Raw genomic sequence first — 22519 nt, forward strand, 5'->3', positions numbered from 1 at the left:
GAACACCCGTCCCGCACTCCTTCCCCCACAGGCGTCGCTGCATCGTCCACCCTCCGCGACCGCATCGGACGCGCGACACGCCCTCGTGGTCCGGATGAGCCCGGAGTGATGCTCAGCGCACGGACGGTCATCACGGTCCGGCACGGACGGTGGTCGTTCACGTCTGCAAAGCATCGCCCGATGGTGTGGTCGGCACCGGTTACCGCCGAGTAGCTTCGGTCACCCTTCGCGGCGCCGAAGCCCCGAACGGCGGTTACAGTGCCGCCGACGCAGTCGTTGTTCTCACCGGGTCACCACCACGACCCGGCACTCGGGGAGGTCCCGTCGTGGTCGTCCGTTTGGTCCTGGGCCTCGCCCTGACCCTGATCGTGGCCGTCGTGGCGGCGCGCAGGGCCTGGTGGCTCTACACCCTGATCTCCTCCGGCCAGCCCGACGCCAAGCGTGCCGAGGGTCTCGGCGGGCGGGTACGCGCGCAGTTCGTCGAGGTGTTCGGGCAGCGGAAGCTGCTGCGCTGGTCGATCCCCGGCCTGGCCCACCTCTTCACGATGTGGGGCTTCATCATCCTGCTGACGGTCTACATCGAGGCCTACGGCGCGCTGTTCGTCGAGGACTTCCACATCCCGCTGATCGGGCGCTGGGCGGCCCTGGGCTTCCTGCAGGACTTCATCGCGATCATGGTGCTGATCTCGATCATCGCCTTCGCGATCATGCGCATCCAGCAGGCCCCGGAGCGCCGCGCGCGGACCTCCCGCTTCTACGGCAGCCACACCGGCGGCGCGTGGCTGATCCTCTTCCTCATCTTCTGCGTCGTCTGGACGCTGTTCGCCTTCCGCGGCGCCTCCTCCGCGGCCGGCAACCTTCCCTACGAGTCGGGCGCCTGGGCCTCGATCGGCACCGGGTACCTCTTCTCCGGGCTGTCGCCCACGACGCTCTTCGTGCTCGAGACCGTCTTCCTCATGCTCCACATCGGCGTGGCGCTGGTCTTCCTCGTGGTGGTGCTCTACTCGAAGCACCTCCACATCTTCATCGCGCCGATCAACGTCTCGGCGAAGCGCATGCCCAAGGCGCTCGGGGCCCTGCAGCCCCTCGAGCACGAGGGCAAGCCGATCGACTTCGAGGATCCGCCCGAGGAGGCGTCCTTCGGTCGCGGCAAGATCGAGGACTTCACCTGGAAGGGCATGCTCGACTTCGCGACCTGCACCGAGTGCGGTCGCTGCCAGAGCCAGTGCCCGGCGTGGAACACCGGCAAGCCGCTCTCGCCGAAGCTGCTGATCATGGACCTGCGCGACCACATGTTCGCGAAGGCGCCGTACATGATCGGCGGCAAGGACATGCCGGACGAGGGTTCGGCCACCCAGGACGGCACCACCAACGCCGGCGGCGACGAGGTCGGCCACGGCCACGGCGTCCCGGAGTCGGGCTACGAGCGCCACCGCGGCACCGACGTCCTGCAGGCCACCCGCCCGCTCGTCGGCGACGCGGAGTCCCTCGGCGTCATCGACCCGGACGTCCTCTGGTCCTGCACCACCTGCGGCGCGTGCGTCGAGCAGTGCCCGGTCGACATCGAGCACGTCGACCACATCGTCGACATGCGCCGCAACCAGGTCATGATCGAGTCGGAGTTCCCGGCCGAGCTGGGCGTCCTGTTCCGCAACCTGGAGAACAAGGGCAACCCCTGGGGCCAGAACAACTCCTCGCGCATGGACTGGGCGAAGGACCTGCCCTTCGACGTGCCGGAGTTCGACGGCGAGCTCGCCCCCGAGACCGAGTACCTGTTCTTCATCGGCTGCGCCGGCGCGTTCGACGACAACGCCAAGAAGACGGTGCGCGCGGTCGCCGAGCTGCTGCACATCGCGGACGTGGACTACGTGGTGCTCGGCAAGGAGGAGAGCTGCACCGGCGACCCGGCGCGGCGCTCGGGCAACGAGTTCCTCTTCCAGATGATGGCCATGCAGACCAAGGAGATGCTCGACGCCGTCTTCGAGGGCCGCGAGCCGGGCACGCGCAAGATCGTCACCACGTGCCCGCACTGCATGAACACCCTCGGGCGCGAGTACCCGCAGCTCGACGGCCACTACGAGGTCGTCCACCACACCCAGCTGCTCAACCAGCTGGTGCGCGAGAAGAAGCTCGTGCCGGTGGCCCCTGAGGCGTCGCCGGTGCCGGCCGCCAAGCTCGACATCTCGCCGGTGACGGGGCTGCAGTACCACGGTCCGCACTCCGACGGCACCGAGCGCGGGCTGATCCCGGCCGACGGGCACGGCACGCCGGGCCACGACGCCGACCAGGCCGCGCCCGCCGCGGTCGCCCTCGCCGAGAAGGAGTCGACGAACGGGCACGGGAACGGACACGCCCCGGCCCGCAAGACCGTGACCTACCACGACCCCTGCTACCTGGGCCGTCACAACGAGGTCTACACGCCGCCGCGCGAGCTGGTGGAGGCCGCCGGGGCCGAGCTCAAGGAGATGCCCCGCCACGCCGACCGGGCGCTGTGCTGCGGCGCCGGTGGTGCGCGCATGTGGATGGAGGAGCACATCGGCAAGCGCATCAACATGGAGCGCGTCGACGAGGCCATCGCCACCGAGACCGACACGATCGCCACCGGCTGCCCGTTCTGCCGCGTGATGCTCACCGACGGCCTCACCGAGCGTCAGAGCGAGGCCAAGGCCGTCGGGACCGAGGTCATGGACGTCTCGCAGATGCTCCTCGCGGCGGTCAAGCGCGGGCGGCCCGAGGCGGTCGAGGAGACCGACCACGTCGGCGACTCCGACCCGGACACCGCGGCCACCTCGGCCAACGTGCGCAACCCGGGCGAGGACGGCTAGACACTCGCCTGCTCGTCCGCCCTTTCCGAGAACGAACGACGCCCTCGCTGCTCACCGGGCAGCGGGGGCGTCGTTCGTTCGTGCGGGGTCGCAGCGAACGCCCTGTTCGCTGCTTCTCCGCGCGCAGACTCCCCGCTCGCGGCGGCCGGCCCTCGACTCCCGATAGGGTCCCCGCGTGCTGCTCTCCGACGGCGACATCCGCGCCGAGATCGCGGCCGGGCGGGTCGGGCTCGACCCGTTCGACGCGACGCTGCTGCAGCCCTCGAGCGTGGACCTGCGGCTCGACTCGCACTTCCGCACGTTCAACAACCACGCCTACACGCACATCGACCCGGCCCTGCAGCAGGACGACCTGACCCGCATGGTCGAGCCGGCCCCGGACGAGGCGTTCGTGCTGCACCCGGGCGAGTTCGTCCTCGGCTCCACCTACGAGGTCATCACCCTGCCGGACGACGTCGCAGGGCGGTTGGAAGGCAAGAGCTCGCTGGGCCGTTTGGGCCTGTTGACTCATTCCACCGCCGGATTCATCGACCCCGGCTTCTCCGGCCACGTGACGCTCGAGCTCTCGAACGTCGCCAACCTCCCGATCCGGCTGTGGCCGGGGATGAAGGTCGGGCAGCTCTGCCTGTTCCGGCTCTCCTCGCCCAGCGAGCACCCCTACGGCTCGCCGGTCTACGGCTCGCGCTACCAGGACCAGCGCGGGCCGACGCCGTCGCGCTCGTACGTCAACTTCCGGCGCGGCCTGCCCCGCTGACCGGCGACCTCAGCCGACGAGCTCGCCCGCGCGGTGCACGCGGTTGCGGCCCGAGTTCTTCGCCGAGTACAGCGCCCGGTCGGCCTCGCTGAGCAGGGCCTCGCCGTCGCCGGCGTGCTCGGGCAGGCCGGCGACGCCGAACGACGCCGTCACGAGCTGCTTGTCGCCACGCCGGAAGTCGGCCTCGACCCGGGAGCGCAGGCGCTCGGCGAGCTGGGCCGCCTCCTCCGGGCCGCCGCGCGTCACGAGGATCGCGAACTCCTCGCCGCCGTAGCGGTAGGCCGTCTCGCCGTCGCGCATGGCGGTGCGGATGGTGCTCGCGACCTCCTGGAGCACGACGTCGCCCTGCTGGTGGCCGTAGCGGTCGTTGAGCTCCTTGAAGTGGTCGAGGTCGAGCATGATCACCGACATCGGCGAGCCGTGCCGCTTGGCGTTGGCGACGGCGGAGTCCAGGTCCGCACCGAGGCGACGGCGGTTGGCGAGCTGGGTCAGCGGGTCGAACTGCGAGAGCCGCTCGGTGGCGGCGTGCAGGCGGCTGGCCTCGATCGCCGAGCCGGAGAGCGTCGCGAGCATCTCGACCGCCGACAGGCGCTGGCCGTCGACCTCGCCCTCGGGCGAGTCGTAGCACTCGAGGATCCCTATCACCCGCGCACCGACGACCAGCGGCACCGCGACGGCGGCGTCCTCGCCGGTGTCGGGGTCGCCGCGCGAGATCTGCCCGTAGCGCGCCGACCGTCCCACGACGCCGACCCCGAGGTGGCAGTGCTCCTCGAGGGGCGCCACCGCGCCGCGGTCGGAGTCGTAGGCGAGCTCGAGGCCGCTGCCGTCCTCCTCGAGCAGCCAGAGCAGCACCCGGCCGTCGGTGACCGCGACCGCCGCCTGGACGGTGGAGTCGATGACGTAGCGGGTGTTGAGACTGCCCGCGATCTCGCGGGTCATGATCAGGATGGTGCGCAGACGGTCGGTCTGGGCCTGCAGGCGCTCGGCCTGCGCGGCCGCCTCCTCGCGCTGCCGGCGCAGGGCGACGGTCATGTCGGCGAGCCCGTCGCGCAGCGCCACGAGTTCCGCGGACCCCTGCACAGGCTCCGGTGGGGCCAGGCGTCCCTCGCTGATCCCGCGGACCGACGCGAGCAGGCCGTCGACCGGGACGACGACGTGGCGTTGCAGCCGGTACCGACCACGCAGGGCGACGACGAGCGTCGCGATGCCGATGAGCGCCAGCAGCACACCGATGACGAACTGGTTCACCACGGCGCTGCGGTCGGCCGCATTGATCGCCGCGAGGGTGTCGACGCGGGTGGCGTCCTTGCGGGCGCGGTAGTCGTCGAAGAGCGCCGTGCCCTGCTTGAGGAACGCCTCCGCGCCGCCGGGCGGCGGCAGCCGGCGGGCCTGGTCGGCCCACTCGGTGCGCCAGCGCTGCTGCGCGAGCAGGAGGGCGAGCACGTCCTGGCGGAGCTGGGGCTCCTCGAGGAGGTTGACCATCTGCGTGTCGGCGGCCGCGAGCGCGGGCGCCGCACCGGTGGCGGAGTCGGCGAAGAACTGGTCGCCGGTCGCGAGGTAGCCGCGCAGCGAAGCGTCCATGTCGAGCATCGCCTGGTGGGAGTCCTCGAGCGCGAGGAGCCCGCTCTGCAGCCGGGCGTCGGTCGGCCCGGTCACCGCCACGGACCAGGCGAGCCGGAAGACGACGAGCAGCACGATGAGCAGCGCAGCGATCGACACCGTGAGGCCCAACCGCTGGACCTCATGGATCAACCTGGGTGCTCGCCTCACCGACCCCCGCCTTCCTGGTGCGCCGCCTGTACACCAGGTCCATCAGGCTTGCGGTGCATGACGTTAGCCGCGAGGGGGTACCAGCTCTACTTTTTGTGCGCACTTCATCACTGAGTGATGACCACAGGCCCCGCGATCGCTCTGGGTGACCTTCGTCAGGCGGACAACGAGCGATCCGTCGGGAGCCGGACGATCCGCGGGGCGTCCGTCGCCGCCAGCCGCTCGCGCACGAGGCGCTGGGCGGCCGCCACCGAGCGGACGTCGGACGGCTCGATCTCCGCGGCGTGCTGCGTCGCCACGAGCGCGGCGATCGCCGCCTGGTTGGCGGTCTCCACCGCCGTCCCCCCGTCGACCGGCAGGGCCACGACGGGGACCGAGCGCCACACCGCCACCTGGGCGGCGACGAGCGCGGTGGGCGACCCGCCGCGCACGACGACGGCGCCCGGACGGTCGTCGGCCACGAGCGCGTCGATCCGCGGGAGGAGGACGGCGGCCTCGGCGGCCGGGCCGGCCTCGGCGTCGTCGACGATCAGCACCCGGCCCGCGAGGGCACCGAGGTCGTCGAGGGCCTCGTCGACGGCCATGGGGTCGCGGCCGGTGGCGACGAGCACCGGCAGGACCTCCCGGTCGCGGGCCCCGAGCGCCGCGAGGACGTCGGCGTCCTCCACCGAGGCGACGAGGACGAGGAGCTCGGGAAGGAGGCCGTCCTGCTGATCACAGGCAGTCATCTCGACCTCCTCCGCCGGAGCCTGGTGTGGCATGTCGCTGACCAGCCAACACGAGACGTGGGCCCAGCTGCAGGGCCAGGTCACGGATCTACCCCGACGACGTAACGGCCCGTGACGCAGTGTGCGACTTGGTCGCGTCCAATCCGTGATCCCACCGTGATCGGGCGGCGAACGACACGGATGTAGTCACGCAGGGGGTCCGAGCAACGGGCCCTCCGACGGGCCGCACGGGCGCCGTGTACGCTCTTGAACCACGCGCGAGTGTAGTTCAATGGTAGAACATCAGCTTCCCAAGCTGAATACGCGGGTTCGATTCCCGTCACTCGCTCCACGACCATCGTTGCAGGTCACAGGCCCGTCGCCCGATCACTCGGGAGGCGGGCCGTTCTCGTCCTCGGGGCATCGGCGGGATCTCCGTTGCCCTGCCCCGCCCGTCACGACACCCTGCGCGCGTGCTGGTGCGACGGGAACGACGCGAGGACGTGGACGCGGTCCGGGAGGTCGTCGCGACGGCCTTCGCCGGGGACGACGGACGGGAGCCGATCGAGGTCGGCCTGCTCGCGAGGCTGCGGGACGACCCCGGCTGGATGCCGGCCTACTCGCTCGTCGCCGAGGAGCCCGACGGGCCGGTCGTCGGGCACGTCGTCGCCACCCGCGGCGATGTCGACGGACGGGCCGCCCTCGGCCTGGGCCCGATCGCCGTGCACCCGAAGTGGCAGGGACGCGGCGTCGGCTCGGCGCTGGTGCACGCGGTGCTCGGTGCCGCCGAGGGGCGCGACGAGGCGCTCGTGGCCCTGCTCGGCGACCCGGCCTTCTACGGGCGGTTCGGGTTCCGCCCGGCGAGCGACCTCGGGATCGTCGCGCCCGACCCGGCCTGGGGCGCGTTCTTCCAGGCCCGGCTGCTCGCGGGGCCGGCGCCGCGCGGCTTCTTCCGCTACGCGGCGCCGTTCGCCGAGCTCTGAGGGCGGCGCCTGCCGATCCGGTCAGGCCTTCCCGACCGCCAGGGCGGCGATCCGCGGCCCGGCGGGCCCTTCGGCGATGAGGTAGCTCGCCGAGAAGCTCGCGATCTCGGTGTCGTCGGCGGCACGGCGCCGGAACCGCGCCTCGTAGCGGGCGCAGGTGGCGTTGAGGACCACCGTCACGGAGGCCTCGACCTCCGTGCGGTCGAACCCGGCGTGGCGCAGGCCCTCGATCTGGGCACGGGTGACCCCCAGGACCAGCTCCGCGTCGTGGAGCCACCCGGTGCCGCCGGGCGAGCTGAGCAGCATGGGGACGCCGTAGAAGCCGAGGACCGCCTCGACGTCGTTGCGCTCCCCGCGGGCGAGGGCCACGAAGCAGTCCAGGTAGGTGGCGAACCAGAGCTCGACGTCCTCGGAGGTCACGCCACCATCCTGCCCACCGCCCGCCCACCGGACGTGGTCAGCCGGCGAGGAGCTCGTCGAGGCGCTCGTAGCCCTCGCGCACGCCGTGGTCCATGCCGCTGGAGAGCACCAAGTCGCGGGTCTCCACCGAGTCGTAGAACGAGAGGCCCTCGAGGCGGGTCCGGCCGTCGCCGAGGTCGGTGAAGGTCATCGTCTCGAGGCTCACGCCGTCGGGGAAGCCCTCGAAGGTGAAGGTCTGGACGATCCGCTCATCGGGCCGGACCTCGTGGAACGAGCCGTAGAACCGGTACTCGCCGTTCTCGTCCCGGTGGGTGTACCGGTAGGCCCCGCCGGTCTCGCAGTCGTAGCGGTCGATGTCCATCTCCAGCCCGCGGGGGCCCAGCCAGCGCCGCACGAGCTCGGGCTCGACGTGGGCGCGGAAGACGCTCGCGACGGGGGCGTCGAACTCGCGGGTGATGGTGATGGTCGGGGCGTTCGGGTCCGCCGCGATCGTCGTCTCACGGGTCGTGGTGTTCATCAGGAAGCTCCTCGTTCGCTGTCGGGTCGGGGGGTCGGCTGTTCGGTGTCCATCTCGGCGAGGACGTCGTCGAGACGGCGGTAGCGCTCCTCGGCGCGGCGCCGGTAGCGCTCGATCCACTTGGTCATCAGGTCGAAGACCTCCGCCTCGAGGTGGACCGGCCGTCGCTGCGCCTCGCGGCTACGACTGACGAGGCCCGCCTCCTCCAGCACCTTGAGGTGCTTGGAGACCGCCTGGACGCTGACGTCGTAGGGCTCGGCGAGCTCGTTGACCGTCGCGTCGGCAGCGGTCAGGCGGGCCACCATGTCGCGCCGGGTGGGGTCGGCGAGCGCCGAGAACACCCGGGAGAGTTGGTCGTCCACGTCCACTCCTTGTTCAACCTTGCGGTTGAGGGAACAGTACCTCGCGCGTCCATCGTGTTCAACCCCTGGGTTGAATGAGGGCCGACGATCTTCACGGTGGCGGGCACCGGCGACAGACCCGAGGATGCCGACGTGACCGACCCCCGCATCGACCCCGAGATCGCGACCGCGGTCGCCCGCCTGGAGGCCGACGGCTGGCTGCCCCTGCGCCGCGAGACGGTCGCCGAGGCGCGCCGCGTCTACCGGGCCCTGGCGCTCGCGCGACGCGGCGACGCGGTGACCGAGGTGGGGTGGGTGCACGAGGACGTGGTGTCCGACGCCCTGACGGGGACCGACACCGCCGTCCGGATCTACGAGCCGGCGGGCGAGCGGCAGGAGATCACGGTGGTCTGGCTGCACGGGGGCGGCTGGGTCCTCGGCGACCTCGAGACCGGCGACGCCTCGGCGCGGCGGGTCTGCGCCCACCTCGGGGCGACCGTCGTCTCCGTCGACTACCGGCTCGCCCCGGAGCACCCGCACCCCGCGCCGCTCACCGACGCCCACGCCGCGCTCCGCTGGGCCGCGGCCCGGCGGCCGTCGGACCGTCTCGTCGTCGCCGGGGACAGCGCGGGCGCCGGCCTGGCCGCCGGAACCGCCCTGCTCGCCCGCGACTGGGGTCCGCAGCTCGACGCGCAGCTCCTGCTCTACCCCGGGCTCGACCCGTCGATGGCGTGCGCGTCGACGGCGGAGAACGCGGACGGACCGTTCCTCACCCGCGCGGACCTCGAGTGGTTCTGGGAGCGCTACCTGCCCGATCCCGCGCTGCGCCACGACCCGTCGGTGGCCCTGCCCGAGGCCGCGGGCGACCTGCAGGACGTCGCCGCGGCCGTCGTCGCCACCGCCGAGCTCGACCCCCTGCGCGACGAGGGCCGGGCCCACGCCGACGCCCTCGAGGCCGCCGGCGTGGCCGTCCGCCGACTGGAGGGCGCCGGGCTCATCCACGGCTACTTCGGGCTCGCCGTGGCGTCGAGGGCAGCCCGTGAGGAGGGCGACCGGGCCCTCGACGCGCTCCGGGACCTGCTCACGCGCTGAGGCCGACACGCGGAAGCCGCCCGACGGCGGCACGTTGCGCCGAAGGGTCGTGGAGCCCTGGATCGTCTGCGAGCCGTCCGTCCAGCGGCCGCCCACCGTCCGATGGACCGCCCGCCGCGCGACGATCGCCGCTCGCGGGGATGGCCGGGTGCGCATGAGCAACCCGGTCCCGCCCGTCGGACCTCTCGTCGCCACGACCCGGGGACGGCGCCCGTTCGCGACCTCCGGGGCGCCGGAGGGGCTCGCCGCGGCCATCCGAAGGCTCGCTATGTTGAAACGGTCCGATCACGGAAAGGTCACGGCGGCACGCTCCCCCGTTGCGCCGCCGGGCCTGTAGTCGATGACGAGCGAGGTGACCGTGCCCCGACACGGCCTAGGCGAGCCGGACACCGTTCCGTTCTCCCTGAGCGGTACCCGGACGATGACGCGCGGAACCTCCCGGTTCTCCCCGCGCACCACCCCCGGCACCATCCTCGTGGCCGCCGTCGCCGCCGGTGCGGTCCTCCCCGCCGTGCAGGCCCTCAGCACGGCCCACGTCGCCGACGCGGAGGCCCCGCAGGCGCCGGACCCCGCGTCGACCACCGCCGCGCTGTCCCTGGCCTCCCAGCACCGCGCCGCGGGCACCGCGGGCCACTCGAGCTCGGTGAGCCCGATCTCCATGCCGGCCACCTCGACCGGGACCGCGCGGCACGCGGCCACCTCGTCGTCCGACGACGAGCCCAGCGCCGGCGACGCCTCCGACGTCTCCTCGATGCTGAAGTCCATCGAGTACGAGCGCGAGAACGGGCCGCTGGAGTTCGGGCGGCCGTACGAGGCCGGCAACGAGCGCACCCTCGACGGCCAGATCGCCAAGGCGCTCGGGCTCATGGGTCTGCCGCAGCGCCTGGCGCCGGGCGTCAAGAAGATCATCATGCGCGAGTCCACCGGCAACGCCGACGCGGTCAACGACTGGGACTCGAACGCGGCGAGCGGGACCCCCTCCAAGGGCCTCATGCAGCTCATCGACACCTCGTTCCGCAACGCGGTGCTGCCCGAGCTCGCCGACCGCGGCATCTTCGACCCGGTCGCCAACATCACCGCGGGCGTCCGCACGATGATCGCGAACCACAGCATCGACGACGTCCTGGCCGGCGGCCTGCGGAACTCGTCGGGCAACTACATCGGCTACGGCGGCGCAGCGATCCCCGACGACGGCCTGGGCCTCGCCGACTGACATCCCGTGCCCGGTGCGGGTATGCCGGAGCCATGAGCGAACGAACCTGGCTGATCACCGGCGCCTCGCGCGGTCTCGGCCGCGCCCTCACGGAGACCGTGCTCGAGGCCGGTGACCGGGTGGTGGCCACGGCGCGCGACGCCGGCGCCCTCGACGACCTCACCGCGAAGCACCCCGAGCGGCTCCTGACCCGCGACCTCGACGTCACCGACCGCGACGCCGTGTTCGCGGTGACCAACCAGGTCGCCGGCGAGACCGGCCGCATCGACGTCCTCGTCGCCAACGCCGGCTACGGCCTGGCCGGCGGGGTCGAGGAGGTCACCGAGGAGGAGGCCCGCCAGCAGGTCGAGGTGAACCTGTTCGGCGCGCTCTGGTCGATGCAGGCCGTGCTGCCGACCATGCGCGCCCAGCGCCGGGGCCACCTGCTGCCCATCTCGAGCATCGGCGGCGTCGGCGCCTTCCCGAACACCGGGCTCTACCACGCGACGAAGTGGGGCCTGGAGGGCTTGTCGGAGTCGCTGGCCCAGGAGGTCGAGGCCTTCGGCATCCACGTGACGATCGTCGAGCCGGGCCCGTTCCGCACCGACTGGAACGGCGGCAGCATGGTGCGCGCGACGCCGATGCACGCCTACGACGACGTCCTCGGGCCGCGCCGGCAGGCGATGGACGGCTCGTCGGCGTTCACCCAGCCCGGCGACCCCCGCCGCGCGGGCGAGGCGATGATCCGCGTCGTCGACGCCGACGAGCCGCCCCGTCGTCTGCTGCTCGGCGAGTTCGCGGCGGACCTCGCCCCGAAGCTCTGGTCGCAGCGCATCGACGAGGCCGGGGCCTGGCGCGACGTCGCCGTCGGCGCCGACTTCCCGCCCGACGAGCGCTGACCCGGTCGCAGCGAACGCCCTGTCGGCGTGCTCAGCGGGACGTTCGCTGCTTCTCGGCGCACGAAGTCCGCGTTGATCACCGACCGCTGACGGCATCCGCGAGCTTGCGCATCGCCGAGGCCGCGCTGGGACTGACGATCGGCCCGAGGACCGCGAGGCTGGAGATCAGCGCCGCGGCCTCGGGCAGGTCGAAGCGGATCGGCGCGGGGGCGGCGACGCGGGGGAGGCTCACGCCGCCGCTGCGCCCGGGGTGCGCGACGATCGGGACGCCGCTGTCGCGCAGGCGCTCGACGTCGCGGGCCACGGTGCGGGGCGAGACGCCCAGGTCGCGGGCCAGGTCGGCGAGCTGGAGCCGGGCGCCGCGGGCAGCGTGGAGGCGCTCGATGACGGCCTGCTGGCGCTCGACGCGGCGCAGAGCGAGGTGGCCGTCGCGCGACGCCGCCGCGAGGGAGTCCCGGGGCACGCCCGCAGACTAGGCCAGAACACGACACGGGCGTGTCCGCTTCCGTCCCTAGCGTCGCCCACCATGACCGACACCCACACCGTCGACGGCTTCTTCGCCACCTACGCGCAGGCCCTGCTCGCCCGCGACGAGCAGGCCGTCGCCGACCTCTACGCCGTGCCCGCGCTGATCCTGTTCCCGGGGACCTCGATCCCGGTCACGGACGCGGCGCAGACGGCCGCCTTCTTCGGCTCGTCGTGGGACCAGTACGAGGGCGTCGACACCGCCGACCCCTCGATCACCGTGATGGCCGAGGGCCGGTCGGCATCTGGGCCGACGTCACGTGGGACCACGGCCACGGCCCCGCCGAGCGCTTCTGCTACCAGCTCGTGGAGGGGCCGGACGGCTACCGGATCGCCGTCCTGACCCTGCTCGAGACGCCCGCCTAGACCTCCGGGCCCTTCTGCAGCGCCGGACGCAGGGCGTCGAGCACGCTCGGGTCGTCGATCGTCGACGGCACGGCCTCGTCCTTGCCGTCGGCGATCCCGCGCATGGTCTTGCGCAGCACCTTGCCCGAGCGGGTCTTGGGCAGGGCCGGGACGATCGCGACGTTCTTGAACGACGCGACGGCGCCGACCTCGTCGCGGACCATCTTCACCAGCTCCGCGTTGAGCTCGGCCTCGTCGCGCTCGACACCGGCCTTGAGCACCACGAACCCGCGCGGGACCTGGCCCTTCATCGCGTCGTGCACGCCGATGACGGCGCACTCCGCGACGTCGGGGTGGCCGGAGAGCACCTCCTCCATCGAGCCGGTGGACAGGCGGTGCCCGGCGACGTTGATGACGTCGTCGGTGCGGCCCATGACGTAGAGGTAGCCGTCCTCGTCCAGGTAGCCGCCGTCGCCGGTGAGGTAGTAGCCCTCGTAGCGCGACATGTACGACTCGCGGAACCGCTCGTCGTCGTCCCACAGCGTCTGCAGGCAGCCCGGGGGCAGTGGGAGCTTGATCGTGATCGCACCCTCCTCGCCGCGGGGCAGCACCGACCCGTCCACGTCGAGGATCTCGACCTGGTAGCCGGGGACGGGCACCGACGGCGAGCCGGCCTTGAGCTCCATCGGCTCGAGCCCGCGCAGGTTGGCCGCGATCGGCCAGCCCGTCTCGGTCTGCCACCAGTGGTCGACCACCGGCACGCCGAGCTTCTCCGACGCCCACGTCCAGGTCTCGGGGTCGAGGCGCTCGCCGGCGAGGAAGAGCGTCTCGAGGCTCGAGATGTCGTAGTCCCGGAGGAGCACCGCGTCGGGATCCTCCTTCTTGATGCCGCGGAACGCGGTGGGGGCGGTGAACAGCGCCTTCACCCCGTGCTCCTGGACCACGCGCCAGAACTGGCCGGCGTCGGGCGTGCCGATCGGCTTGCCCTCGTAGAGCACGGTCGTCGCCCCGATGAGCAGCGGCGCGTAGACGATGTAGGAGTGCCCGACGACCCACCCGACGTCGGACGCGGTGAACATGACCTCGCCGGGCCCGACGTTGTAGATGTTGGGCATCGACCACGCCAGCGCGACGGCGTGGCCGCCGTTGTCGCGCTGGACGCCCTTGGGCTTGCCGGTGGTGCCCGAGGTGTAGAGCACGTAGAGCGGGTCGGTGGCCGCGACGGAGACGCAGTCGGCGGGCTCGGCGGCCTTCACGGCCTCGGCCCAGTCGACGTCGCGCTCGGTCATCGCGGCCTCGGCCTGCGGGCGCTGGAACACGATCACCCGGCCCGGGTCGTGCTCGGCGAGCTCGACGGCCTTGTCGAGCAGGGGCTTGTACTCGATGACCCGCTTGCCCTCGATGCCGCAGGACGCGCTGACGATCGCGGAAGGCCGGGCGTCGTCGATCCGGACGGCCAGCTCGCGGGCGGCGAACCCGCCGAAGACGACGCTGTGGACGGCACCGATCCGCGCGCAGGCGAGCATCGCGACGGCCGCCTCGGGGATCATCGGCATGTAGATGATCACGCGGTCGCCCTTGTCGACGCCGACCGAGCGCAGCACCCCGGCGAAGCGGGCGACCCGGTCGCGCAGCTCGGAGTACGTGTAGCGCTGGCGGTCGTCGGTGACCGGCGAGTCGTGGATCAGCGCGACCTGGTCGCCGCGGCCCGCGTCGACGTGGCGGTCGAGCGCGTTGTGACACGTGTTGAGCTCGCCGCCCTGGAACCACCGCGAGAACGGCAGCGCGGAGGAGTCCATGATCGTGTCGGGTTCGCGGTACCAGTCGATCAGGCCCGCGGCCTCGCGCCAGAAGCCGTCGGGGTCGGTCATGCTGCGGTCGTAGGCGGTCGCGTACGGTCCTGGCTGGTCCTCGCCACTCATGCTGGCGACCCTAACGACGCGACGAGCCCCGGCGCACCGCCTGATGCGACGGGCAGATCGTTCCGTTCTGGATTTTCCCGTAGCCTTCCTACATGGCGCGCGTGTCTCCGGATCTCAGCTTCCTCGTGGACAAGGCGAGCGAGTCCCTCGCCTCCCGGATGACCGCCGCGCTCGCCGACCTGGGCCTCACCGCACGGCAGTACTGCGTGCTCGACAAGGCGTCGGCCGGCGACCGGACGCAGGGCCAGATCGCCGAGGAGGCCCTGCTCGACAAGACGACGATGGTCACGACGCTCGACGGCCTGGAGCGGGCAGGCCTCGCCCGCCGCATCCCGTCGCCGACCGACCGGCGCGCCCGCCTCGTGGCGACCACCGATGCCGGCGAGGCCCTCGTCGAGAAGGCCGCGGCCGTGATCCAGGACCTGTACGACGAGGTGCTCGGCGTGCTCGGGCCGGAGCGCGAGGCCGTCGTCGACGGCCTGTCCCGACTGGTGGGCCCGGGTGGACCCCTGGCGGTCGACGCGGGCGCCGCGCGTCCACGGCGATCGTCCCGAACATGATGGAACTTTTCGGGATAGTTCCGAAATAGACGTTCTGCTACGGTCGGACCATGCTCCGTGCCGCGCGCTCACGCACCGCGTCCCCCTGGGTCGCCCTCGCGGTGCTCAGCACCGCCATGCTCATGATCATCTTGGACGGGACGATCGTCAGCGTCGCCCTGCCCGCCCTGCGCGCCGACCTGGGGTTCACCGACGCCGGCCTCTCGTGGACCGTCAACGCGTACCTGATCCCGCTGGGCGGGCTGCTCCTGCTCGCGGGGCGTCTCGGCGACCTCGTCGGGCGCCGCCGGATCCTCGTCGCGGGCCTCGTGCTCTTCGTCCTCGCGTCGCTCGCGTGCGGGCTCGCGACCGGCCCCGCGATGCTCGTCGCCGCCCGCGCGGTGCAGGGCGTGGCCGCGGCGCTCGCCTCGTCGGTGGTGCTGGGGATGGTCGTCGAGCTGTTCGAGGACCCGGGGGACCGCGCACGGGCGATGGGCGCCTACGCGTTCGTCGGCGCGGCCGGGGCGTCGATCGGGCTGCTGCTCGGCGGGGTGCTCACCGAGGTCCTCTCCTGGCGCGCGATCTTCCTGGTCAACGTGACGATCGGGGTCGTGGCGACCCTGCTCGTGCTGCGGGTGCTGCCGCGCGATCCCACGGTCGTCCGCGGGGAGCGGCCGGACCTGCTCGGGGCCGTGCTCGTCACGCTCGGCCTCGCCGGGCTGGTGTTCGCGATCGTCGAGCCGGGGGGCGTGCGCTGGGGCGCCGCCGCGCTGGCCGTGGTCCTGCTCGCGGGCTTCGGCGTCCGTCAGGCCCGGGCGGCGGCTCCGCTCGTGCCGCCGCGGGTGCTGCGTTCGCGGGCGGTGTCGCTCGGCAACCTCGCCCAGGTGCTCACCATCGCCGCGATGATGGGCTTCCAGTTCGCGACCGCCCTGTTCCTGCAGCAGGTGCTGGGCTACTCGCCGGCGGCCACGGGGGTGGCGATGACGCCGGTCGCGGTGATCATCGGGGTCGTCGCGCTGCGGGGCGCGGGGCCGCTCATCTTCCGGTTCACCGCCCGGCGGGTCCTGCTGGCCGGGCTCGGGCTGCTGCTGGGCGGCTTCGCGGTGCTCGTCGGCGCGCCGGGGACCGGCTACCTCACCGACCTCCTGCCCGCCCTCGTGCTCCTCGGCCTCGGCGCCGGGCTGGTCATGCCGTCGGTGACCACGATCGTGATGGCCGACGCGGACGCCGACACCGCCGGCCTCACCTCGGGGCTGGCGAACACGGGTCAGCAGGTCGGCGGCGCGATCGGCATCGCCGTGCTCGCCGCCGTGGCCGCGGCCGACGGCTTCCGCGCCGCCTACCTCGTGGCCGGCGCCCTGGTCCTCGCGGCGTCCCTGGTGGTGGCGATCGGGCTCCGTGAGCGAACTTCCCGGCTATAGCCGGGACTTCGCTCACGTCAGGACTTGACCTTGGTGGCCACGCGGCGGGCCCCGGCGAGCACGTCGCCGGGGTCGACGCGCGTCGGGGCCCCGTCGGTGAGCACCGGCTCGCCCGCCACCCAGACGTCGCACACGCCCCGGGAGCCGCTGGCCCACACGAGGTTGGAGATGAGCTGGGCGTCGTCGTCGGGGTCGATGAAGGCCGGGTCGTCGAGGCGGACGTGCGCGACGTCGGCCCAGGCGCCGGGGGCGAGGACGCCGAGGTCGTCGCGGCCGAGCGCGCGGCCGCCCTCGCGCGTGGCCATGGCCAGGGCGTCGGCGGCGGTGAGCGCGGTGGCGTCGGCGCCGCGGAGGCGGGCGAACAGCGAGGCGAGGCGCTGCTCCTCCCACATGTCGAGGTCGTCGTTCGAGGCCGGCGAGTCGGTGCCGAGGCCCATGCGGACGCCGGCGGTGCGCAGCTCGGCCACGCGCGCCGTGCCGGCGGCGAGCTTCGCGTTCGAGCCCGGGCAGTGGGCCACGGCGACGTCGTGACGGGCGAGGATCGCGATGTCCTCGTCGGAGAGCTGGATCGCGTGCGCGGCGAGCACCCGCCCGCCCAGCGAGCCCGTCGCCTCCAGCATCGCGGGCACCGAGCCGAACTCGGCGCGCACGTCGTCGTCCTCGCCGACCGCCTCGGCGACGTGGAGCTGCATCAGCGCGCCCCGCTCCCGCGCGAGCGCCGCCGTGGTCACGATCGCCTCGGTGGGCAGCGTGTACGCGGCGTGGGGCCCGTAGCCGAGCTCGATGCGCTCGCCGGGTCCGAAGCGCAGCCCGTCGGCGTCGATCCAGCGCGTGATCGCGTCCCGCATCTGCTGCCAGGTGCCCAGGCGCTCCATCCCGGGCGCAGTGATGATCCCCGGCGTCAGCACCACCCGGGAGCCGATCTCGAGCACCGCCTCGACGACGTGCTCGCTCTGGAAGTACATCTCGGCGGACGTGGTGACGCCGCCACGCAGCATCTCCGCGGTGCCCGCGAGCATCCCGGCGCGCACGTCGGCGCCGTCGAGCTTGGCCTCGGCCGGCCAGACGACCTCGAGCAGCCAGCGCATCAGCGGCAGGTCGCCGCCCATCCCCCGCAGCACGGTCAGCGGGGTGTGGGCGTGGGTGTTGACCAGGCCCGGCATGAGGAGGCCGGTCACCCGCGTCACCGGCGCGTCCGTGGCCGGCGCGGTGGCGGCCGGCCCGACGTGGGCGATCCGCCCGTCGTCGTCGACGTCGACCACCGCGTCGCGCAGCACCGACATGGACGCGTCGCAGGGCAGGACGACCGGAGCGGCGAGACGATGGGAGAGGCGGCGCACGCGCCCAGTCTGACCCACCTACCGACCCAGTCCGAACCAGGCGAGGACGGCGAGCACGCGACGGTGGTCGTCGCCCGAGTCCCGGGCGAGCCCGAGCTTGTCGAAGATCGACGAGATGTGCTTCTCGACCGCGCCCTGGCTCAGGGTCAGGGTGCGCCCGATCGCCGCGTTCGCACGGCCCTCGGCCACGAGGGCGAGCACCTCGCGCTCGCGCGGCGTGAGCGACGCGCGGGGGTCGCGGCGGACGAAGAGCGCCGAGACGACCTCGGGGTCGAGCACGGTGCCGCCCGCGGTGACGCGGGCCAGGGCGTCGGCGAGGTCGTCCAGGCGGGTGACGCGGTCCTTGAGCAGGTAGCCGACGCCCCCGCCCGCGCCCAGGAGGTCCTGGGCGTAGGACACCTCGACGTACTGCGAGAGCACGAGGATCGCGGTGCCCGGCACCTCGCGCCGCACGCGCAGCGCCGCCCGCAGCCCCTCGTCGGTGAAGTCCGGCGGCATCCGGACGTCGACGACCGCGACGTCCGGGCGGTGCTCCGCGACGGCCGCCACGAGCGCCTCCCCGTCGCCGACGGCCGCCACGATCTCGGCGCCGTACTCACCGAGGAGGCGCACGAGTCCCTCGCGCAGCAGCACCGAGTCCTCGGCGAGCACGACGCGCATCAGCTCTCCCGCACCGGGAGGCTCGCGGTGAGCACCGTCGGGCCGCCGGCCGGGCTGGTGATCGCCAGCGTGCCGTCGACGGTGGTGACGCGGTCGGCGAGACCGGCGAGCCCGTGGCCCTTGCCGGAGTGCGCGCCGCCCCGGCCGTCGTCCTCGACGGAGACGACGAGCCGGTCGTCGTCCAGCGCGGCGGTGACCGTGGCGCGCGAGGCCGCGGCGTGCTTGGCGACGTTGGTGAGCGCCTCGGTGACGACGTAGTACGCCGTCGTCTCCACCGCCGCGGGCAGGCGCCCGGGCACGGCCACGTCGAGGGTGACCGGGACGGGGCTGCGCGCGGCGGCCGCACCGAGCGCGGCGTCGAGCCCGCGGTCCGACAGCACCGGCGGGGCGATGCCCCGGGAGAGCGCGCGGAGCTCGGCGAGGGCCTCGCGGCTCTGGGCGATCGCCTCGTCGAGCAGCGGGCGGGCCTTCTCCGGGTCGTCGTCGAGGCGTCGCGAGGTGGCCTCGAGGTCCATGGTCATCCGCACCAGCCGCTGCTGCGGGCCGTCGTGCAGGTCCCGCTCGAGGCGGCGCATGGTGGTCGCCTCCACGTGGACCGCGGCCCGCCGGCCGGTCGCCAGCTCCTCGGCCCGGGCGCGCAGGGCGGCGGTCTGGTTGGTCAGGAGCCCGCGGGCCAGCGCCGCCCGGGCCGCGACGAGCCCGCGGACCAGCCACGGGAACACGGCGAGCACCACCGCACCCAGCACGGTGTTGACGACGATCTCGGCGATACGGCTCTCGGTGCCGCTGAGCAGCCAGAACAGGCCCCGGCGATCCTCCGGGCCGTCGGGCAGCGCCCACTCCCACGCCACGAACAGCAGGCCCCCGAGCCCGCCGACGCCCCAGCACAGGGCGATCAGGGCGGTCGCGAGACCGACCGGGAACCCGAGCACGGCGTGCAGCAGGTCCCGCCACGCCTGCGGGTCGCCGATCATGGCCATCGAGAGCGCCGGTCGACCCGCCCCGGGCACCGCCACGCGGTAGTGGTGCGGCGGCAGGTCGCGGCCGGTGACGCGCTCGGTGCTGCGGCGCTCCACCGTGGCGAGCCCGCGCGCGGCCCAGAGAGTGGCGGCGAGGATCGGGACGCCGATCCAGAGGATCAGGGTGGACACCCCGAGCGAGAAGCCCGCGACGGCCACGACGAACGCGGCGACGCCCAGCGGGAGCCCGGCGAGCAGGTAGGCGATGCGACGCCACAGGCCGCCGGCGGCCTCCTCGGTGTCGGCGGGCGTGGGTACGGCGAGCGACATCGTGGTCATGCCTCCGGACCCTGCTCGTCGTCCACGGCCGGCCCCAGCCGGTGATCCTCCCGGTCAGGGTAGGGACAACCCCACCCCGGGCGGGGCGCCTGCCGGCTGTCGCGGCCGCGCGGTCCCGCGGACCGTGGCCCGCATGTCGATCCTCGCCGTCTCACCTCCTGTCCCCCGTCCCGTGCGCGCCGCGGTCGTCGTCTGGCTGGTCGCCGTCGGCGCCGGGGTCGCCGAGACCCTGGTCCACCTCGCCCTGCCGGACCCTCCCGGCCCGGCCGCGCTGGCCAAGCGCGCCCTGATCTACGTCGGGGTGGTCGTGCTCGTGCTCGCCCTGCCGAAGGGCCGCAACACCGTGCGGTGGACGCTCGCCGTGCTGCTCGGGGTGGTGGGGACGGCCTCGCTGGTCGTCGAACCGTTGACGTGGCTGGCGACCGGGGCCTCGCCCGTCGCGTACCTGGCCGACGCCGGGGCGCCGGACCTCGCCGTCGTCGCCCTGCGCGTCGTGCACCTGGCGGCGGTCGTCGTCGCCCTCGTGCTGATGTTCCGGCCCGAGGCGAACGCGTTCTTCAGTTCGCGCCGGCCAGCCCGGCGAGCGTCCGGAGCTGGCGACGCATCATGACCAGGTCACCCCAGGCCAGGGCATATCGCAGGAGCCCGCCGCGGCGCGCGCCGTCCACCGTGACCGTGGCGACGAGCCGGGAGCCGCGGGGGGCGGGCGCGACGGCGTAGGTGATCGCGAACTCCGCGAGCGAGCCGGTCCCGCGCCGCCGGAGCCGCAACGTCAGCTGCTCGCCGGGGTCGACGGAGTCGATGACGAAGAGCACCAGCAGGCGCTGCCCGACACGCAGGTCGTCCGCGCCCGGGGTCAGCAGGCGGGGGCTCCGCCGGCCGCGGTTGTCGAGCAGGTCGTAGCTGTAGGGCGCGACGGTGAGCTGGCAGACCCAGAGCCACAGGTCCTCCGGGCTCGCCGCCGACGTGACGCCGCGGGTCCACCGTGCGCGGGGCACGGGCACCAGGACGTCGGCCGGGGTGTGCCGGGCGCGCTCGTCGGGCGTCGTGCCCCAGTGCTCCGGCAGCTCCACCGGGCTACCGCTCGAGGAGGGAGCGCAGCGAGCGCAGGGGCGGCAGCCACGCGCCGGCGTCGGGCAGGGTGTCGAGGCTGACGCGCGGCAGGGGCTCGCGGAAGACGCCGTCGATGTCCTCGAGGTCGAGGAAGTCGACGATCTCCGAGGACACCGCGAACGCGGCGTACTCGCGGAACCCGATGACGGTGACCGTGACGCCCTGCGCCACCAGGTCCTCGAGCGGCTCGCGGAACGCCCGCCCGTCGCCGGAGGCCACGACGACGTGCGCGAGCCCGCCCTCGGACCGGCGCAGCTCGATGTGGGCGAGCATGTCGTCGTCGACGTCCGAGTCGTCGGCGGACTTGGGCTTCGCGAACACCGCGAACCCGACGTTGCGCAGCGCCTCGACCCAGGGCCGCACGATCTCGGTGGAGCCCGGCACGACGTTGGTGAACACCGTGGCCTCGGCGACGCCCTCGGGGCCTGCCTCGCCGAGCAGCCAGCGGCCGACCGCGTCGAAGCGGGGCCGGAACGCCGACGTCGGGCGCGTGCCGAGCAGCGAGCCGAGGCTCATGTCGATGTTCGGCGCGTCCCAGACGAGCAGCGTGCGCGCGGGCGGCGCCTCCGTCGTGGGCACCGCGCCGACACCCTCGTCGACCCGCACGTCGGCGCCACCGGCGATGTCGGTGGGCGGGCTGGCGAGATCGGCGGGCGACGGCGCGGGTGACACGGGGCCGACTCTAACCGCCCGGCGCCGGGTCCGATGGGTGCTCAGGACTCGCCCCCGGCAGCCTCGGTGCGCACCAGGAGGAGATCGCGGCTGGGGCGACCCTCCTGCTCGGCGCGGGCCTCGAACTTGGTGCGCGGGCGCCACGCCGGCCGCGGCGCGAAGCCGCCGTGCGGGTTCTCGAGCAGCGGCTCGGCGTCGGTCACCTCGAGCATCCACTCGGCGTAGTCGGCGACGTCGGTGGCGAGGTGCAACGTCGCGCCGGGCCCCAGGCGCGAGGCCATGAGGGCGACGGTCGCGGGCTGGACCAGACGGCGCTTGTGGTGCCGGCGCTTCGGCCAGGGATCGGGGTAGAAGACGCGCAGGCCGGCGAGCGAGTCCGGGGCGACGAGGTCCTCGAGCACCACGACGGCGTCGCCGCGCAGCAGCCGCAGGTTGGCGAGCTCCTGCTCCTCGAGGCGCATGAGCAGCTGCGCGAGCCCGGGGGGATAGACCTCGACGGCCACGTGGTCGGCGTCGGGCTCGGCGGCGGCGAGGGCGGCGGTCGTCTCGCCCATCCCGGAGCCGATCTCGAGCCGCAGCGGGGCTCGTCGGCCGAACCAGGCGGGCGCGTCCAGCCGGCCGTCATGGAGCGGCGGCCGCGGGCCGTCGGGGTCCCGGTCGAAGCCGGCGGCGTTCGCCCCGTACCGCGTCCAGAGGCGGTCCCAGGCCCGCTGCTGGCCGGCGGTCATCCGCCCCCCGCGGTCGGTGAAGCTGACCACCGAGCGCCGCGGGACGTCCGGTCCGGACGTCGGGCGCGTGTCGTGACCGGTCTCCACCACCTGATCCTCACATCCCGCGTCCCGGCGCGAGAGGTGCGGGACCGGTGGTGGGGTCAGGACCGGCGCAGTGAGGCCAGCGACGCGCCGTCGGGCGTGATCCGGATGCGGACGGCCGCGTCGGGCAGGCCGAGGACGGCGCCGACGAGCCTGCGGGCCGCGGCGTCGGCCTCCGCGAGGCGGTCGACCACCACCTGCTGCCCGGAAGGGCCGAAGCGCAGCGTCCATCCGCCGGAGGCGAAGGTGGCGGTCACCGCGTGCACCACATCGGTGAGTCGGGGCAGCGGCCTGGTCAGCGGCTCCGCCACGACGGACGCGCGGCGCCGGGTCAAGGGGACGAGGGTCACACCCGCACATCGCGCAGATCAC

Annotated in this window: 24 protein-coding genes and 1 tRNA gene; 11 read left to right on the forward strand and 14 right to left on the reverse strand. The window is 73.5% G+C overall.

The genetic code is table 11. The features are described from left to right. Positions 1 to 326: 326 nt before the first annotated feature. Together PH191_RS19505 and dcd are read left to right on the forward strand one after the other, a co-directional pair. Positions 327 to 2825 carry a heterodisulfide reductase-related iron-sulfur binding cluster gene (locus PH191_RS19505; protein WP_274196286.1) on the forward strand — a complete coding sequence of 833 codons (2499 nt, stop codon included), beginning with the start codon at positions 327 to 329 and terminating at the stop codon, positions 2823 to 2825. 175 nt (positions 2826 to 3000) lie between these two features. Further along, positions 3001 to 3579 (forward strand): dCTP deaminase, encoded by a 579-nt coding sequence (dcd, locus tag PH191_RS19510; RefSeq protein ID WP_274188823.1) that lies wholly within the window; start codon positions 3001 to 3003, stop codon positions 3577 to 3579. A gap of 9 nt (positions 3580 to 3588) precedes the next feature. Here dcd and PH191_RS19515 read toward each other — a convergent pair whose 3' ends face one another. Next, complete coding sequence (locus tag PH191_RS19515) at positions 3589 to 5310, reverse strand: diguanylate cyclase domain-containing protein (RefSeq protein ID WP_274196287.1); 1722 nt, start codon at positions 5308 to 5310, stop codon at positions 3589 to 3591. A gap of 194 nt (positions 5311 to 5504) precedes the next feature. Further along, positions 5505 to 6077: a hypothetical protein gene (locus PH191_RS19520; protein ID WP_274196288.1), complete on the reverse strand. Its 573-nt coding sequence runs from the start codon at positions 6075 to 6077 to the stop codon at positions 5505 to 5507. Positions 6078 to 6334: 257 nt separating this feature from the next. Here PH191_RS19520 and PH191_RS19525 point away from each other — a divergent pair. Together PH191_RS19525 and PH191_RS19530 are read left to right on the forward strand one after the other, a co-directional pair. Continuing rightward, a tRNA-Gly gene (locus PH191_RS19525) sits at positions 6335 to 6408 on the forward strand. 121 nt (positions 6409 to 6529) lie between these two features. Then, the gene (locus tag PH191_RS19530) at positions 6530 to 7039 is read left to right on the forward strand and encodes a GNAT family N-acetyltransferase (RefSeq protein WP_274196289.1); all 510 of its coding nucleotides are present in this window, start codon (positions 6530 to 6532) and stop codon (positions 7037 to 7039) included. 21 nt (positions 7040 to 7060) lie between these two features. Here the strand turns inward: PH191_RS19530 and PH191_RS19535 are convergent, their stop codons facing one another. From PH191_RS19535 to PH191_RS19545, 3 genes are read right to left on the reverse strand one after another with little or no spacing between them, the layout of a single operon-like run. Then, positions 7061 to 7459 carry a DUF6841 family protein gene (locus PH191_RS19535; RefSeq protein WP_274196290.1) on the reverse strand — a complete coding sequence of 133 codons (399 nt, stop codon included), beginning with the start codon at positions 7457 to 7459 and terminating at the stop codon, positions 7061 to 7063. Between the two features lie 37 nt (positions 7460 to 7496). Beyond that, positions 7497 to 7976 carry an SRPBCC family protein gene (locus tag PH191_RS19540; RefSeq protein WP_274196291.1) on the reverse strand — a complete coding sequence of 160 codons (480 nt, stop codon included), beginning with the start codon at positions 7974 to 7976 and terminating at the stop codon, positions 7497 to 7499. Continuing rightward, positions 7976 to 8344, reverse strand: coding sequence for an ArsR/SmtB family transcription factor (locus PH191_RS19545; RefSeq protein ID WP_337994081.1), 369 nt, complete (start codon positions 8342 to 8344; stop codon positions 7976 to 7978). The genes PH191_RS19540 and PH191_RS19545 overlap by 1 nt, the downstream gene beginning before the upstream one ends. Before the next feature lie 126 nt (positions 8345 to 8470). Here PH191_RS19545 and PH191_RS19550 point away from each other — a divergent pair, with 126 nt between their 5' ends. The 3 genes from PH191_RS19550 (at position 8471) to PH191_RS19560 (ending at position 11500) form a co-directional block, all read left to right on the forward strand. Continuing rightward, a complete protein-coding gene (locus PH191_RS19550) occupies positions 8471 to 9409 on the forward strand; it encodes an alpha/beta hydrolase (RefSeq protein ID WP_274196292.1) in 939 nt (312 codons plus the stop codon). A 421-nt stretch (positions 9410 to 9830) separates the two neighbouring features. Next, positions 9831 to 10622: a transglycosylase SLT domain-containing protein gene (locus tag PH191_RS19555; protein WP_274196293.1), complete on the forward strand. Its 792-nt coding sequence runs from the start codon at positions 9831 to 9833 to the stop codon at positions 10620 to 10622. 32 nt (positions 10623 to 10654) lie between these two features. Next, positions 10655 to 11500, forward strand: a complete 846-nt coding sequence (locus PH191_RS19560; RefSeq protein WP_274196294.1) for an oxidoreductase — start codon at positions 10655 to 10657, stop codon at positions 11498 to 11500. 76 nt (positions 11501 to 11576) lie between these two features. Here the strand turns inward: PH191_RS19560 and PH191_RS19565 are convergent, their stop codons facing one another. Continuing rightward, complete coding sequence (locus tag PH191_RS19565) at positions 11577 to 11963, reverse strand: helix-turn-helix transcriptional regulator (protein WP_274196295.1); 387 nt, start codon at positions 11961 to 11963, stop codon at positions 11577 to 11579. Between the two features lie 63 nt (positions 11964 to 12026). On the opposite strand from PH191_RS19565, the gene PH191_RS19570 reads away from it, so the two are divergent. Continuing rightward, positions 12027 to 12368, forward strand: a complete 342-nt coding sequence (locus PH191_RS19570) for a hypothetical protein (protein ID WP_274196296.1) — start codon at positions 12027 to 12029, stop codon at positions 12366 to 12368. A gap of 19 nt (positions 12369 to 12387) precedes the next feature. Here PH191_RS19570 and PH191_RS19575 read toward each other — a convergent pair whose 3' ends face one another. Continuing rightward, the gene (locus tag PH191_RS19575) at positions 12388 to 14292 is read right to left on the reverse strand and encodes a propionyl-CoA synthetase (RefSeq protein WP_274196297.1); all 1905 of its coding nucleotides are present in this window, start codon (positions 14290 to 14292) and stop codon (positions 12388 to 12390) included. A 92-nt stretch (positions 14293 to 14384) separates the two neighbouring features. Here PH191_RS19575 and PH191_RS19580 point away from each other — a divergent pair, with 92 nt between their 5' ends. Together PH191_RS19580 and PH191_RS19585 are read left to right on the forward strand one after the other, a co-directional pair. Continuing rightward, positions 14385 to 14852 (forward strand): MarR family winged helix-turn-helix transcriptional regulator, encoded by a 468-nt coding sequence (locus PH191_RS19580; RefSeq protein ID WP_274196298.1) that lies wholly within the window; start codon positions 14385 to 14387, stop codon positions 14850 to 14852. Positions 14853 to 14902: 50 nt separating this feature from the next. Next, positions 14903 to 16252, forward strand: coding sequence for an MFS transporter (locus tag PH191_RS19585; protein WP_274196299.1), 1350 nt, complete (start codon positions 14903 to 14905; stop codon positions 16250 to 16252). 17 nt (positions 16253 to 16269) lie between these two features. Here the strand turns inward: PH191_RS19585 and PH191_RS19590 are convergent, their stop codons facing one another. From PH191_RS19590 to PH191_RS19600, 3 genes are all read right to left on the reverse strand, one after another. Continuing rightward, positions 16270 to 17535, reverse strand: a complete 1266-nt coding sequence (locus PH191_RS19590; protein ID WP_274196482.1) for an amidohydrolase family protein — start codon at positions 17533 to 17535, stop codon at positions 16270 to 16272. A 75-nt stretch (positions 17536 to 17610) separates the two neighbouring features. Beyond that, positions 17611 to 18252, reverse strand: coding sequence for a response regulator transcription factor (locus PH191_RS19595; RefSeq protein ID WP_274196300.1), 642 nt, complete (start codon positions 18250 to 18252; stop codon positions 17611 to 17613). Next, positions 18252 to 19550 carry a sensor histidine kinase gene (locus tag PH191_RS19600; RefSeq protein ID WP_274196301.1) on the reverse strand — a complete coding sequence of 433 codons (1299 nt, stop codon included), beginning with the start codon at positions 19548 to 19550 and terminating at the stop codon, positions 18252 to 18254. Before PH191_RS19600 ends, PH191_RS19595 begins: the two co-directional genes overlap by 1 nt. A gap of 133 nt (positions 19551 to 19683) precedes the next feature. Between PH191_RS19600 and PH191_RS19605 the strand changes: the two genes are divergently transcribed. Then, the gene (locus PH191_RS19605) at positions 19684 to 20160 is read left to right on the forward strand and encodes a hypothetical protein (protein ID WP_274196302.1); all 477 of its coding nucleotides are present in this window, start codon (positions 19684 to 19686) and stop codon (positions 20158 to 20160) included. On the opposite strand, the gene PH191_RS19610 is transcribed toward PH191_RS19605, so the two are convergent. The 4 genes from PH191_RS19610 to PH191_RS19625 all read right to left on the reverse strand — a co-directional run bounded on the left by PH191_RS19610 (position 20108) and on the right by PH191_RS19625 (position 22497). Beyond that, on the reverse strand, positions 20108 to 20623 hold the full coding sequence (locus tag PH191_RS19610; RefSeq protein WP_274196303.1) for a polyketide cyclase: 516 nt from the start codon (positions 20621 to 20623) through the stop codon (positions 20108 to 20110). The genes PH191_RS19605 and PH191_RS19610 overlap by 53 nt on opposite strands. A 4-nt stretch (positions 20624 to 20627) precedes the next feature. Further along, the gene (locus PH191_RS19615; protein WP_274196304.1) at positions 20628 to 21335 is read right to left on the reverse strand and encodes an NYN domain-containing protein; all 708 of its coding nucleotides are present in this window, start codon (positions 21333 to 21335) and stop codon (positions 20628 to 20630) included. Positions 21336 to 21376: 41 nt separating this feature from the next. After that, positions 21377 to 22063, reverse strand: a complete 687-nt coding sequence (trmB, locus tag PH191_RS19620) for a tRNA (guanosine(46)-N7)-methyltransferase TrmB (protein ID WP_274196483.1) — start codon at positions 22061 to 22063, stop codon at positions 21377 to 21379. Between the two features lie 143 nt (positions 22064 to 22206). Continuing rightward, the gene (locus PH191_RS19625; protein ID WP_274196305.1) at positions 22207 to 22497 is read right to left on the reverse strand and encodes a hypothetical protein; all 291 of its coding nucleotides are present in this window, start codon (positions 22495 to 22497) and stop codon (positions 22207 to 22209) included. Positions 22498 to 22519 lie beyond the last annotated feature (22 nt).

It is taken from the genome of Actinomycetospora callitridis (genome assembly GCF_028737265.1).
Classification (GTDB): domain Bacteria; phylum Actinomycetota; class Actinomycetes; order Mycobacteriales; family Pseudonocardiaceae; genus Actinomycetospora; species Actinomycetospora callitridis.